Genomic DNA, 13,399 nt, shown 5'->3' with positions numbered 1-13,399 from the left:
TCGATGCCCCGCCCAATACCCGAAGTGAAAGACATGCGGTTTCGAGCCTCCCTCGTCGTGACGTTGCTCCTGACTTGTTTGCCCGCCAATTCCAGCCTCGCCGCTGTCGCGATCGTCAAGGATGCCGGCACCATCCAACTCGGCAACACGGTCTATCGGCTCGACGGTATCGATGCGCCGACGGTCGACCAGCTCTGCACCGACGAGCACGCCGACGTCTGGACCTGCGGGATCGAGGCGCGCGACCAGCTCACCAAGCTGATCGGGGACAAGCCAGTTCACTGCGACGACATCGGCGCCGACCCCACGGCCAAGAAACGCCGCCTCGGCGTCTGCAAGCTCGAGGGCGATACCACCAGCCTCAGCCAGTTGCTGGTCCGCCGGGGGTATGCCCTGAACGTCGAGGCGTCGGCCAGTGGCCGCTTCCAGCCGGATGAGGGCGCGGCAAAGGACAGTCGTGCCGGGCTCTGGCGCGGTTGCTTCGTCGCGCCGCACGATTTTCGTCGCGACAACAAGGACGGTCCCCTGCTCGGCGCCTCCTGCCCGGCCGAGCGCGACCAACAAATCCGCGATGCGCTCTTCCCTGGCCACCCTCCAATGCCTGCCGGCTGCAATATCAAGGGCAAATACGCGGTGCGCGCCCGCGTCACCGGCAATGTCGGCATCTATCATTTGCAGATGTGCCGCAGTTACCCCGGCTTAACCACCCCGGATCGCTGGTTCTGCTCCGAGGAGGATGCACAAGCCGCGGGCTTCCGCAGGGCCTATAATTGCCGTCCCGCCAGCAAGGGAAAGTGACCGCCCACTAAATCACCGCTGGCAAAGCCGCCTTGTCCTGTGTGACACTGTGGCAAGAGGTTGCCGGCACGAATGACCCCGCTCGATCCCTCCGATGTGCTCCCCGAGGCCGCGGCCGCGGAAAGGCTGCGGCAGCATCTTGAGCAGATCGCGCGCGAACGCGACCGCGCCCATCGCGAGCTGCAGGAGCGGGAGGCCGAGCTCGCGAGGATCCAGCGCATCGCACGGGTCGGCGGGCTCGAGATCGATTTCCGCGACGGTGTCCGAAACCGCCGCTCCCCCGAATATCTGCTGGTTCACGGGCTGTCGGCCGACGAGGCCAACGAGACCTATGAGAACTGGGTCGCGCGCATTCATCCCGAGGACCGCGAACGAACGACCAAGCACTTGTTCGGCGTGCTCAGGGACGGCGGCGCAGACTACACCGCCGAATATCGCATCATCCGCCCCAACGACGGCGAGAGCCGCTGGATCCGCGTCGTCGCCAAGATCGAACGCGACCGCCACGGCCGCGCGCTGCGCCTGGTCGGCGCCGACCTCGACGTCACCGATCAGATGCTGGCGCAGGAGACCTTGCGCGAAAGCGAGGAGCGCTTCCGCCTGATCGCGGACAGCGCGCCGGTCCCGATCTGGGTGACCAAGCTCGACCGCACGCGCTCCTTCGCCAACCAGGCCTATCTTGATTTTCTCGGACTGCCGTTCGAGGAGGCGGTCGTCTTCGACTGGCGCAAGGCACTGCATCCGGATGACCTGCCTCGCATCCTGCAGGAGCAGATCACCGGCGAGCTCTCGCTCAAGCCGTTCGTGCTCGAGGCACGCTACCGCAACGCCGCGGGCGACTGGCGCTGGCTGCGTTCGGAATCGCAGCCGCGCTGGGATGCGAACGGCAAGCATATCGGCTTCATCGGCGTCGCCCACGACATCACATCCGCCAAGGAAGCTGAGATCGAGCTGCGCAAACTCAACGAGTCGCTGGAGCGGCGGATTTCCGAACGCACTGCGCAGCTCGAGTCCAACGAAGCGCAGATGCGCGCGATCTTCGAGACCAGCCATCAATACCAGGGGCTGCTGAACCAGGACGGCGAGGTTCTCTATGTCAACAAGACGGCGCTGGCCGGCATTCGCGCCGAAGCCGCCGACGTTGTCGGCAAGCCGCTCTGGGACACGCCGTGGTTCAGCACCACCGAGGGCGCGTCCGAGGCGATCAAGCGCATCTTCGCCGAGGTGATGCGCGGTCAGGACGTCAAGTCCGAAATGCTGCTGCGGTTGCCGATCGGCGAGCGCTATTTCGATTTCGAGATGCGGCCGCTGCATGACCGGCACGGCACCGTCATCGGTGCCGTGCCGGAGGCGGTCGACATCACCGAGCGTCGCCGCGGCGAGGAGGCGCTGCGGCAGTCGCAGAAAATGGAAGCCGTCGGCCAGCTCACCGGCGGCGTCGCGCATGACTTCAACAACCTCCTCACCATCATCCGCTCCGCGACTGATTTCCTGCGCCGCCGCGAGTTGCCCGAGGAACGCCGCCGCCGCTACATCGATGCGATCTCCGAGACCGTGGAGCGGGCCTCCAAGCTCACCGCCCAATTGCTGGCCTTTGCGCGCCGGCAGCCGCTCAATCCGGAAGTGTTCAATGTCGGCGCGCAGGTCGACAGCGTGACGCAGCTAATCCGCCCGCTGGTCGGCGCCCGGATCCACATCGAGGTCAGGATCAACGATCCCGATTGTTACGCCATCGCCGATATCGGCCAGTTCGAGACCGCGCTGATCAACCTGGCGGTCAACGGCCGTGATGCGATGAATGGCGAGGGCCAACTGACGATCGCCGTCAGGAAAGTCCAGACCATCCCTGCCCTGCGTGCCCAGGCATCGCGCAGCGGCGACTTCGTCGCAGTCTCGATCCAGGATACCGGCACCGGCATCTCACCCGAAAATCTGGACGCGATCTTCGAGCCGTTCTTCACGACCAAGGAGGTTGGCAAGGGAACGGGTCTTGGCTTGAGCCAGGCCTTCGGCTTCGTCAAGCAATCCGACGGTGACATCGAGGTCACGAGCACGCTCGGTGAAGGCGCGACCTTCACCATCTATCTGCCGCAGGCCATGCGGCCCGCGGATGCCAAGGTCGCGGCTGCGGCAGGCAGCGAGCATACTTCGATCGGCCGCGGCTATCGTGTCCTGGTCGTGGAAGACAATGACGATGTCGGCCGCTTCTCCACCGAGTTGCTCGAGGACCTCGGCTATTCGGTCAAGCGCGCTGCCAATGCCAACGCAGCGCTGGCGATCCTGTCGGAGAACGAGTTCTCGGCCGATCTCGTGTTCTCCGATGTGATCATGCCGGGGATGAACGGCGTCGAGCTCGCGGGCATTATCCGCGACCGCTTTCCCGGCCTGCCCGTGGTGCTGACAAGCGGCTACAGCAACGTGCTCGCCGAGAACGCGCATAGCGGCTTCGAGCTGATCCAGAAGCCCTATTCGGTCGAGGCGCTGTCGCGCACGCTCAGGAAGGCGATCGCCGAACATCGAGCGATCGTCTCCAACCCCTGAGGTCAAGACCGGAGCGTGCTGCGCGTGAACCGCGCAGCTACTCGATCACCACATGCGCGACGCCGAGCTGCAGGATACCGAGCGCCTTCGCTGCCGTGGTCGAGACATCGATGATCCGTCCGCGCACGAATGGACCACGATCATTGACGCGACACTGGATCGTTCGCCCCCGATAGGACACCGTGATCATGCTGCCGAATGGCCTGCTGCGATGCGCGCAGGTCATCTCACCGTGCTTGCCGATGCCACCATAATAGGACGCAAGGCCACTCTCTGCCTTTGCCATGCAAGTGGCAAACAGCAGCATGGCCGCGGACGTTACTGCGGTTTTCATTGGTTGCCTGCCCTTCGAGACCCGCGAGGGAACGCGGTGCCGGCAGAACGAACCCTACAAATACGGCCGTTACGCGGCCGTTACGCCGCATTCTCGACACGGTCGGCGGTCTGCAGCAGCAGCATGCGGACATCACCCAGATGCAGGGCCTCTGTTCAACAAGCCGGTCCCTGCGCGCAAGGTCTACCGTTCGAGGTGACCGTCAGGACACCCGCTGCTCAGTCAGGCGCACCGCGCCGACCTCCTTCAGGCTGCACTCGATCAGTGCTCCCTCGATGGTGAACTTCGAGAACGGCGACAGCGGCGTCGCAGCCTTGAGCGCTGCGAAGAATTGTGAGTCGCCCGGGCTCTTCAGAAAGAACCTGATGTGGCTCGCCGACAGCGCATCGCGCGACAGCCAGACGACGCCGGAAAACAGTGTCACAAGGACCTGCGCGTAGCCGCTGATATCCGCAACACCGAGATCGTAGATCGGAGAGACGTTGACGAACCGCACGCTCAGGGCCGGCGTCGGATATTTGCTCATCAACAGGCGCCTGACCTGGCACAGCGCGTGAACACGTTGGCTGTCTGCGAGATAATACAGGCCCTGGCAGTCGGCTTCCTTCGATGTCAGGGCATCGAACACGGTGATGCCGCTGAAGCTGGCAAAATCTTCGCCGACGCCTTCAGCGTCCTTCTTCCATTGTGCTCGGATGTGACGCCAGGACCGCTCGGGATCCTTGAGTGGCAGAAGCCGCATGGTAAACCGGCGGTTAGCGCGGAGGCCGTGATTCCAGCGATATTATGTCGCAGCTCTTAAGCCTTTGCTTACGGTGGCCGCCGCGTGGTCGCTCCGCACTCGCTCAGCGAGTCCCTCCCGGCGCACATGTCCTCTCGCTGGAACTGTCGGTGCCAGGCGCCAGGCATCACGGCTCATCGTGACCGTCCGCCTCGCGGTCATGGCTCGCACATCTCAGCCAGACTGCGCGAGACGTTACAGTATCCGCTGCGATCCCGGCGTCAGCTTGAACTTGAATACATGCAGTCGCGAGGCTAACTAGGGCCCATGGACGCTTCGCCCGCCACGATTCAGTCTTCCTCTCGCGTAGCCGGATCGCGCCGCTGGCGTAGCCTGCTCGCCGGGCTGATTTCGCTCGCGCTGGTATTGTCCTTTTTTCATGGCTGGACGTCCGATGGCGACGGCGATGCGGGATCTGGTATCTCCATCGCGCAGTCTATCAACGACACCGGCGGCAAGGCACCGGCGCATCCGGCGTCGCTGCACGGCGATCACTGCCTGACGCACGTGGCCTCCATGGCTCCGCAGGAAACCGTGGTCCCCATCGAGTATGCTGCGCATACTTATGGCGACGCCAGCTTGCAGCCTCCGGCGTCGGCCGATCGTCTCTCTCCGTTCAAACCACCCCGCGCCTGATCCGGTCGGCATGACCGCCCGCGTCTCGCTGCCGACAGGCAGCGGGCATGTTTCCGCACATATCGATGTTGCAACGGCGCACAGCCATCGGCGTGCGCTGCGGAGAGGCGTAGATGAAACGAATCGTATTGTTTTTGGCCGGTGTCGCCGCCGGCATCGTCATGGTTGTCGCGGCGGCCGGGTGGATCGGCTGGCCGGTCTCGCTTCCGGCTGCGCGGCAGGAGATCACAGGCGAGAGCCCGCCGAAGGCCGACCACAAGCATGAGGCCTCGGGACACATCGAGCTGAGCGAGGATCAGCTCCGCGAAGCCGGGGTCACATTCGCCCCCGTGAAAGGCGGCATGCTAAAGCGTCACTTCCTCGCGCCGGGATCGCTGATCCCGGACGCCGATCACATCGGCCGCGTCTCCGTACGCGTATTGGCGACGGTCACGGAACTGCGCAAGCGCATCGGCGACAACGTCGAAAAGGGCGAGATCGTCGCGGCGATCGAGAGCCGTGAGGTGGCCGATGCCAAGAGCGAATATCTCGCGGCAAGACTGACCAACGATCTGCAGCAGACCCTCTATGCGAGGCAACGGACGCTGGTCGAGAGCCGCACCGTGTCGGAGAACGAATTCCTGCGCACACGGCTGACCGCCAACGACGCCCAGATCAAGCTCGATGGCGCGCGGCAGAAACTGTTTGCGCTGGGCCTGTCGGAAAGCGAAATCGCTGACCTGCCCAACCAGCCTCAGGAAAGCCTGCGAACGCAGTTCCTGCGCGCACCGATCAGCGGCCGGGTGTCCGAGCGGCGCGTCGATCTCGGCGGGTTGATCGGGCGCGAGGGCCAGGAGAGCGAGCTCTTTGTGATCGTCAACCTCGACGACGTCTGGGTCGACCTCGCGGTGTCTCCCGAAGATATCGGCGCCGTGCGCGAGGGGGTCAAGGTCAAGATCCGCGCGATCGGCACCGACGACGAGGCCAGCGCGGACGTGATCTTCGTCAGTCCCCTGCTCGATCGCGAAACCCGCAACGCGCGCGTCATCGCGACCATGCCCAACAGAGACCATCGCTGGAAGCCTGGCACGTTCGTGACCGCGGAAGTGCCGATCGCCGGAACGCCGTCGACGGTGATCGTCTCCAAGAAGTCGATCCAGACCATCAAGGGCACGCCGACCGTCTTCGTGCGCGAGGCCGATGGCTTCGAGGCGAGGTCGGTACGTACCGGCCGCGAGGACGATGACGATGTCGAGATCGTCGCCGGTCTTGCCGCTGGCGAGACCATCGCGGTGGAGAATACTTTCACGCTCAAGGCTGAGCTCGAGAAGGACGAAGCGGAGCACAATCATGATTGAGCGCATCATCGCTCTTGCGATCCAGCGCCGCTGGGTCGTCGTCACGCTCGCTGCCATCCTGATGCTGCTCGGCGGCGTCGCATTGACCAAGCTGCCGATCGACGCAGTGCCCGACATCACCAACAAGCAGGTCCAGATCAACACCACGGCGCCTGCCTTGTCGCCGGCGGAAATCGAGAAGCAGATCACTTTCCCGATCGAGACCGCGCTTGCCGGTGCGCCGGGATTGGAGAGCACGCGCTCGCTGTCGCGCAACGGCTTCTCGCAGATCACCGCCGTGTTCAGCGAAGGGACCGACATCTATTTCGCGCGCCAGCAGATCGGCGAGCGCCTGACCGAGGTTCGTGCGCGGCTGCCTCAGGGCATCGAGCCGCGCATCGGCCCGACCTCGACCGGCCTCGGCGAAATCTACATGTGGACCGTCCAGTTCTCCGGGCAGCCGGTGCAGACCGACGGAACGCCGGGCCAGCAAAGCGATGGCCGCTTCCTCACCGCCGACGGCCAGGTGCTGCAAAGCAAAGTCGAGAAGGACGCATATTTGCGTACGGTGCAGGACTGGATCATCAAGCCGCAGATCAAGATGGTGCCGGGTGTCGCCGGCGTCGATTCAATCGGCGGCTACCTCAAGCAGTACCAAGTCCATCCCGATGCGGCGAAGCTGATCGCGCTCGGCCTGACCTTTGCAGACGTCGCCAAGGCGATCGAAGGCAACAATGTCAGCCGCGGCGCGCGCTATATCGAGCGCAACGGTGAAGGCTTTGTGGTGCGCTCGGGCGGGCGCCTCGAGAATATGGATGAACTGGGCGCGGTCGTCGTCACCACCCGCGGCGGCGTCCCGGTTCGGATTCGCGATATTGCCAGCGTGTCGATCGGCGGCGAGACTCGCACCGGCAGCGCCAGCGAGGACGGCCGCGAGGTCGTGGTCGGCACGGCGCTGATGCTGATCGGCGCCAACAGCCGCACGGTGTCAGCCGCGGTCGACGCCCGACTGCGTTCCATCGCCTCGTCCCTGCCTGCGGGCGTCGAGGTCAAGACCGTGCTCGATCGCACCCAGCTTGTCGATGCGACGATCGGCACCGTGGCCCGCAACCTCACCGAAGGCGCGTTGCTGGTGATCGCGGTGCTGTTCCTGCTGCTCGGCAATTTCCGCGCGGCGTTGATCACCGCACTGGTGATCCCGATCGCCATGCTGATGACCGCCATCGGCATGTGGCAGGGCCGTATCAGCGCCAACCTGATGAGCCTCGGTGCGCTCGATTTCGGTCTGATTGTCGACGGCGCCGTGATCATCACTGAGAACAGCCTGCGTCACCTCGCCGAGCAGCAGCAGGCTCTGGGCCGAACGCTGACGCGCGACGAGCGTCTAGCGACCGTGCGCGCCTCCGCTGTCGAGATGGTGCAGCCGAGCCTCTACGGCCAGGCCATCATCCTGCTGGTCTACGTGCCGCTGCTCACCTTCACCGGCGTCGAAGGCAAGATGTTCGAGCCGATGGCGCTGACGGTGATCCTCGCACTCGCCGCGGCTTTCGTGCTGTCGCTGACGCTGGTTCCGGCGTTGATCGCGATCACCATCACCGGCCGCGTGCAGGAGAACGAAAACCGCCTCGTGGCGGCGTTGAAGCGCTGGTACCGCCCGCTGCTGCGGCGCGCGGTCGCCACCCCCGTGCCGGTCATTGCGGTCGCCGTCGTGTTGTTCGCAACCGCCCTGTTCGGGTTCTCGCGCCTCGGCCAGGAGTTCATTCCCTCGCTCGACGAGAAGAACATCGCCATGCACGCGCTGCGGATTCCAAGCACGGCGCTGTCGCAGTCGCAGACGATGCAGTTGTCCGTCGAGAAAGCCGTCAGCCGCTTTCCGCAGGTGGCCTACGTGTTCTCCAAGACCGGCACTGCGGAAGTGGCGAGCGATCCGATGCCGCCGAACGCATCAGATACCTTCATCATCCTGAAGCCGCGCGACCAGTGGCCGGAGCCGTCAATGACGAAGGAACGGCTGATCGAGGAGATCTCCGCCGCGGTCGGCCGGTTGCCGGGCAACGTCTACGAATTCACCCAGCCGATTCAGATGCGCTTCAACGAACTGCTGGCCGGCGTTCGCGGCGACATCGCAGTCAAGGTGTTCGGCGACGAGTTCGAACCGATGCAGAAGGCCGCCAACGAAGTTGCTGCGGCCCTGCGTACCGTGCCCGGTGCCACCGACGTGAAGGTCGAGCAGGCGAGCGGTCTGCCCGTGCTCGAGATCAAGATCGACAAGGCGGCGATCGCCCGGCGCGGGCTGAGCGCCTCCGCCGTGCAGGACGTGATCGGCGCTGCGGTCGGCGGCCAGGATGCCGGCGTCGTGTACGAGGGCGATCGCAGCTTCGATATCGTGGTGCGGCTGCCGGAACGCGTGCGCTCCGATCTTGAGGCGTTGAGCAACCTGCCGGTCGCGCTGCCGCAGGCGACGCCGAACGCGCCGGTGCAGAGCCTGCCGCTCAACCGCGTCGCACGCTTCTCATTCACCGAGGGGCCCAACCAGATCAGCCGCGAGAACGGCAAGCGCCGCATCGTGGTGACGGCCAACGTCCGCGGTCGCGACCTCGGCTCGGTGGTCGAGGAGGCGCAGGCCAAGGTCGCGCGATCGGTGAAGCTGCCGCCGGGCTATTGGATGACCTGGGGCGGCCAGTCCGAAAACCTGACCGCTGCGCGCCAGCGCCTCGCCGTTGTTGTGCCGGCCTGCTTTGCGATGATCTTCCTGTTGCTGCTGGCGGCGATGGGATCGGCGCGCGATGCGCTGCTGGTGTTCAGCGCCGTGCCACTTGCGCTGACCGGTGGCATCGCTGCGTTGTGGCTCCGCGGCATGCCGTTCTCGATCTCGGCTGCGGTCGGTTTCATCGCGCTGTCCGGCGTTGCGGTGTTGAACGGGCTCGTGATGCTGAGCTTCGTCAGGCAATTGCGTGAGCGCGGCATGCCGATGCTGTCGGCGATCGAGCAAGGCGCCCTCACCCGCTTCCGCCCCGTCGTGATGACGGCGCTGGTGGCATCGCTCGGTTTCGTGCCGATGGCCTTTGCCACCGGCACGGGCGCGGAGGTGCAAAAGCCGCTCGCCACTGTCGTGATCGGCGGCCTGATCAGCGCAACCCTGCTGACGCTCGCCGTGCTGCCCGCGCTCTATGCGCGGTACGGTCATGCCGGCAACGTAGCATGCGAGGAGAGGACGGCCTCCCAGCCCGCGGGATGACGGCTTGTTGAGCGGCGCGTCGCGGGCCAAACTGGCGCCATTGGCCCGCGGCGAACACACTGTAACAATTCTGTCATGCCGCAAAATTAAACGAGGGCAGCGGCGCTCAGCCGCTCCTGCTCTTCATGGGGGAACGAGAAATGCGCCGTGCCATCACATTGTTGTCCGCCAGCATGATCGCTTTGTCAGCGGGCGCCGCCTCGGCGCAGAACGCGAAGCCGCACAACCTCATCCTGTTCGTTCCGGACGGCCTGCGCGGCGGCATCGTGACGCCGCAGACCGCGCCGGCAATGGCCGAGATCCGCGACAAGGGCGTCAACTTCAAGAACTCGCATTCGCTGTTTCCGACCTTCACCATGGCGAACAGCTCGGCGCTGTCGACCGGCCACTATCTCGGGGACACCGGCACCTTTTCCAACACGATCTTTACCGGCTACGCCTCGGCGCCGGCCGGCGACACCGTGGTCCCCTTCATCGAGAACGATGCAGTGCTCGCCGACATCGACGATCACTTCCACGGCGACTATCTCAACGAGGAGACGCTGCTGAAGCTCGCCCGCGGCCATGGTTTCAGCACGGCGGCGATCGGCAAGGTCGGTCCCACTTTGCTGTTCGATCACACCGATCGCGGCAAGAACACCATCGTGGTCGACGACTCCACTGGTGGCAAGAACAGCGTGCCGCTCTCCGACGAGATGAAGGAGGCCCTGACCAAGGCCGGCCTGCCGCTCGCCACGCCCAGCCGCGGCGACAACGCCAAGGCCGGCGACGCCAAGACGCCGGGCACCACGGTCGCCAACGTGGCGCAGCAGGCCTACATGGCCGACGTCGCGACCAGGGTCGTGCTGCCGATGTTCAAGGCGCGCAACAAGCCTTTCGTGCTGGTGTTCTGGTCGCGCGATCCGGATGGCAGCCAACACAACACCGGCGACAGCCTCAACACCATCACCCCCGGCATCAATGGGCCGACCTCGATGGCCGGTATCAAGAACGCCGACGACAATCTGGCGCAGCTCCGCAAAGCGCTCGATGAGCTCGGCCTTGCCGCCACCACCAACATCATCGTGTCCTCCGACCACGGCTTCTCGACAATCTCGAAGGAGAGCAAGACCAGCCCGTCTGCCAAGCTCTCCTACGCCGACACGCCGAAGGATTTCCTGCCGATGGGCTTCCTCGCCATCGATCTCGCCAAGGCGCTGGACCTGCCGCTCCACGACCCCAACGACAAGAACGCGAAAGTCGCCGACACCGCCCATCCCAAGGCCGGCAACGGCGTGCTCGGCAACGATCCGACCAAGCCCGACGTCGTGATCGCGACCAATGGCGGCTCGGACCTGATCTATCTTCCGAACCGGGACAGGAAGCTCGCCGACCGCGTCGTCAAGGCACTGCTGGAACAGGACTATGTCAGTGGTCTCTTTGTTGATGACCAACTCGGCCGCTTTCCGGGCACGCTGCCAATGTCGGCGCTCAATCTGAAGGGCAAGGCGGCCACGCCGAACCCGTCGATCGTGGTCAACTTCCGCTCCTGGTCGAGCGGCTGCGAGGTCCCGACCAACTGCTCGGTGCAGGTCGCCGACACCGTGCTGCGCCAGGGCCAGGGCATGCACGGCAGCTTCAGCCGCGGCGATACCTACAACTTCACCGCGGCGATCGGTCCCGACTTCAAGGCAGGCTATGTCGACCCGCTTCCGGTCAGCAATGCCGATGTCGGCATGACCGCCGCCAGGCTGCTCGATCTGCGCACCCCGAACAAGGGCGACCTGATCGGCCGGGTGATGTCGGAGGCGCTGCCGAACGGCAGCGTGCCGAAGATGGCCGCCGGCACGATCGCCTCGAAGCCGGCCGCCAACGGCCTGCGCACTGTGCTGAAATTCCAGCGCGTGCACGCCACCCGCTATTTCGACGTCGCGGGATTCCCGGGGCGGACGCTCGGGCTCGAGGCCGAGGACGGCAAACAGAAAACGGCGGGGAAGTAATCCCCGCCGCACACTCGACCATCGCCATTGGGATGATGGCTTACATCATCCCGATATCGAACACGTTGGGCAGTTGCGCCGCGAGCGGCAGCGCGGCAGCGCCGACCAGCGTCGCAACCATCGCCGCCAGCGCGCGACCGGCGCGGCGCTTGCCGCGCATCTGGGTCGCGATCCACTCCAGCACCTTGGTGTCGATCTTGGTCGCCTGCGCCGGCGCCCAGCCCTCGATCTTGGTGTCTGGCGAGAGCGCCACCGTGCGCGGCGGCACCGGCAGGCCGGACTCTGAGGCCGCATGGTGGGCGATCGCCTTGGCCAGCAGGTCGTCGAAACGGCCGTCATCGCTGCGCTCGGCGGCGGCCTCGTTGATCTCGAACAGCGCCTCGATCTCGGCCCGGCTGACCGGCTGATGCTCGACGGCGGCCGCCGTCAGGATGCGCGCGCACCAGGCAGCGTCATCGGCATCGAGCGAACGGGAGAAATGGATACGGCCCTTGGTGGTCGGGCCTTCGCCGGTGATCACGCCGTCGCGCACGATGGTCAGCGCATGGGCGGCGGTGTTGCGGCACGACGGATGCAGCGCACCGCTGAGAGGCTCAGCGGTCTTGGTACTTGGGGCAGACATTGTGGGAGCTTTCAATTCCTATCTCAGGCCAGCATTTCCACGCCGGCGTAAAGGAGCGGTTAATGATTCGGAACCTGCGTTCCGAGATTTTTAGATGGTTGCTATTTGGTCGCTGTGAAGCCTGTCATGGTTCGGTCGTATAGCAATCGGGGCCGGCGTGATGGCGGCGATAAACGGCATTATCTGGGCATTTCCAGGCTTTACTGTCGCAGTTGATATTTCGCCGCGGGCTCCACGGATCAAAAGAACGTGCTAGAAGTTCCGGCCTGATAAGAAGGATCTCACCTTTTTCATTAATCCGTTCACTTAAGTCCTGGCGCCCCCTATACTCCGCCAGGACATCCCGGACATGAATTCAACAGCAACTTCAAAGACATGAGGTAAAATCATGGCACTTCAGATCGGCTCTGTCGCCCCCGACTTCGAAGCTCAGACCACCGAAGGCAAGATCAAGTTCCACGACTGGATCGGCAATAGCTGGGTACTGCTGTTCTCCCATCCCAAGGACTTCACGCCCGTCTGCACCACCGAGCTCGGTGCGCTGGCCAAGCTGAAGCCGGAGTTCGACAAGCGCGGCGTCAAGCTGATGGGCCTGTCGGTGGACCCGGTCGATCGTCATGCCAAATGGGCCGAGGACATCAAGGAGACCCAGGGCGCCGCCCCGAACTATCCGATGATCGGCGACACCGATTTCAACGTGTCGAAGCTCTACGACATGCTGCCGGCCTCGACCTCCGGCGATCCCCTCACCCGCACGCCGGCCGACAACCAGACCGTCCGCAACGTGTTCGTGATCGGGCCGGACAAGAAGATCAAGCTGGTGATGGTCTATCCGATGACCACCGGCCGGAACTTCCAGGAGATCCTGCGCTCGATCGACTCGCTGCAGATGACCGCCAAGCACCGTGTTGCCACCCCCGCCGACTGGAAGCAGGGCGAGGACGTCATCATCTCCGGCTCGGTCAGCGACGACGAAGCCAAGACGATCTATCCGCAGGGCTGGAAGTCACCGAAGCCGTATATCCGGATCGTGCCGCAGCCGAAGTGACCGCGTGCGACTGCGCGCGCCGCGCGCAGTCGCGAAGGTCGTTCCGGGATGGTGCACAAGCACCAGACCCGGAATCTCGAGATTCCGGGTTCGATCGCGCATCGCC

At 64.7% G+C, this 13,399-nt stretch carries 10 protein-coding genes; 7 read left to right on the top strand and 3 right to left on the bottom strand.

Translation table 11 applies throughout. The features are described from left to right. Positions 1 to 33 precede the first annotated feature (33 nt). Positions 34 to 798 carry a thermonuclease family protein gene (locus P6U30_RS16290; protein ID WP_407169940.1) on the top strand — a complete coding sequence of 255 codons (765 nt, stop codon included), beginning with the start codon at positions 34 to 36 and terminating at the stop codon, positions 796 to 798. A gap of 72 nt (positions 799 to 870) precedes the next feature. Further along, a complete protein-coding gene (locus P6U30_RS16285) occupies positions 871 to 3,339 on the top strand; it encodes a PAS domain S-box protein (protein ID WP_407169939.1) in 2,469 nt (822 codons plus the stop codon). 37 nt (positions 3,340 to 3,376) lie between these two features. On the opposite strand, the gene P6U30_RS16280 is transcribed toward P6U30_RS16285, so the two are convergent. Together P6U30_RS16280 and P6U30_RS16275 are read right to left on the bottom strand one after the other, a co-directional pair. Then, on the bottom strand, positions 3,377 to 3,673 hold the full coding sequence (locus P6U30_RS16280) for a septal ring lytic transglycosylase RlpA family protein (RefSeq protein WP_407169938.1): 297 nt from the start codon (positions 3,671 to 3,673) through the stop codon (positions 3,377 to 3,379). A gap of 202 nt (positions 3,674 to 3,875) precedes the next feature. After that, complete coding sequence (locus tag P6U30_RS16275; RefSeq protein ID WP_407169937.1) at positions 3,876 to 4,415, bottom strand: hypothetical protein; 540 nt, start codon at positions 4,413 to 4,415, stop codon at positions 3,876 to 3,878. 306 nt (positions 4,416 to 4,721) lie between these two features. Here P6U30_RS16275 and P6U30_RS16270 point away from each other — a divergent pair, with 306 nt between their 5' ends. From P6U30_RS16270 to P6U30_RS16255, 4 genes are all read left to right on the top strand, one after another. Beyond that, positions 4,722 to 5,090: a hypothetical protein gene (locus P6U30_RS16270; protein WP_407169936.1), complete on the top strand. Its 369-nt coding sequence runs from the start codon at positions 4,722 to 4,724 to the stop codon at positions 5,088 to 5,090. Positions 5,091 to 5,203: 113 nt separating this feature from the next. Continuing rightward, a complete protein-coding gene (locus tag P6U30_RS16265) occupies positions 5,204 to 6,427 on the top strand; it encodes an efflux RND transporter periplasmic adaptor subunit (RefSeq protein ID WP_407169935.1) in 1,224 nt (407 codons plus the stop codon). After that, positions 6,420 to 9,644, top strand: a complete 3,225-nt coding sequence (locus P6U30_RS16260) for an efflux RND transporter permease subunit (protein ID WP_407169934.1) — start codon at positions 6,420 to 6,422, stop codon at positions 9,642 to 9,644. Before P6U30_RS16265 ends, P6U30_RS16260 begins: the two co-directional genes overlap by 8 nt. A gap of 140 nt (positions 9,645 to 9,784) precedes the next feature. After that, positions 9,785 to 11,623 carry an alkaline phosphatase family protein gene (locus P6U30_RS16255; protein WP_407169933.1) on the top strand — a complete coding sequence of 613 codons (1,839 nt, stop codon included), beginning with the start codon at positions 9,785 to 9,787 and terminating at the stop codon, positions 11,621 to 11,623. A 40-nt stretch (positions 11,624 to 11,663) separates the two neighbouring features. Here P6U30_RS16255 and P6U30_RS16250 read toward each other — a convergent pair whose 3' ends face one another. After that, positions 11,664 to 12,245: a hypothetical protein gene (locus P6U30_RS16250; RefSeq protein WP_407152021.1), complete on the bottom strand. Its 582-nt coding sequence runs from the start codon at positions 12,243 to 12,245 to the stop codon at positions 11,664 to 11,666. A gap of 388 nt (positions 12,246 to 12,633) precedes the next feature. Here P6U30_RS16250 and P6U30_RS16245 point away from each other — a divergent pair, with 388 nt between their 5' ends. After that, entirely contained in the window at positions 12,634 to 13,293 is a 660-nt protein-coding gene (locus tag P6U30_RS16245; RefSeq protein ID WP_407169932.1) for a peroxiredoxin, read from the top strand. The last annotated feature ends 106 nt before the right edge of the window (positions 13,294 to 13,399 follow it).

This window comes from Bradyrhizobium sp. ORS 111 (assembly GCF_045571485.1).
Lineage (GTDB): Bacteria > Pseudomonadota > Alphaproteobacteria > Rhizobiales > Xanthobacteraceae > Bradyrhizobium.
Note: the sequence above shows the minus strand (reverse complement) of the source record. Positions and strands in the feature narration are given on the sequence as shown.

What these genes read in the sequence shown, in the direction of transcription:
- P6U30_RS16260 (WP_407169934.1), top strand. Translation starts at nt 6,420, where the DNA reads ATGATTGAGCGCATCATCGCTCTTGCGATCCAGCGCCGCTGGGTCGTC.
- P6U30_RS16245 (WP_407169932.1), top strand. Translation starts at nt 12,634, where the DNA reads ATGGCACTTCAGATCGGCTCTGTCGCCCCCGACTTCGAAGCTCAGACC.
- P6U30_RS16255 (WP_407169933.1), top strand. Translation starts at nt 9,785, where the DNA reads ATGCGCCGTGCCATCACATTGTTGTCCGCCAGCATGATCGCTTTGTCA.
- P6U30_RS16250 (WP_407152021.1), bottom strand. Translation starts at nt 12,245, where the DNA reads ATGTCTGCCCCAAGTACCAAGACCGCTGAGCCTCTCAGCGGTGCGCTG.
- P6U30_RS16265 (WP_407169935.1), top strand. Translation starts at nt 5,204, where the DNA reads ATGAAACGAATCGTATTGTTTTTGGCCGGTGTCGCCGCCGGCATCGTC.
- P6U30_RS16290 (WP_407169940.1), top strand. Translation starts at nt 34, where the DNA reads ATGCGGTTTCGAGCCTCCCTCGTCGTGACGTTGCTCCTGACTTGTTTG.
- P6U30_RS16270 (WP_407169936.1), top strand. Translation starts at nt 4,722, where the DNA reads ATGGACGCTTCGCCCGCCACGATTCAGTCTTCCTCTCGCGTAGCCGGA.
- P6U30_RS16275 (WP_407169937.1), bottom strand. Translation starts at nt 4,415, where the DNA reads ATGCGGCTTCTGCCACTCAAGGATCCCGAGCGGTCCTGGCGTCACATC.
- P6U30_RS16285 (WP_407169939.1), top strand. Translation starts at nt 871, where the DNA reads ATGACCCCGCTCGATCCCTCCGATGTGCTCCCCGAGGCCGCGGCCGCG.
- P6U30_RS16280 (WP_407169938.1), bottom strand. Translation starts at nt 3,673, where the DNA reads ATGAAAACCGCAGTAACGTCCGCGGCCATGCTGCTGTTTGCCACTTGC.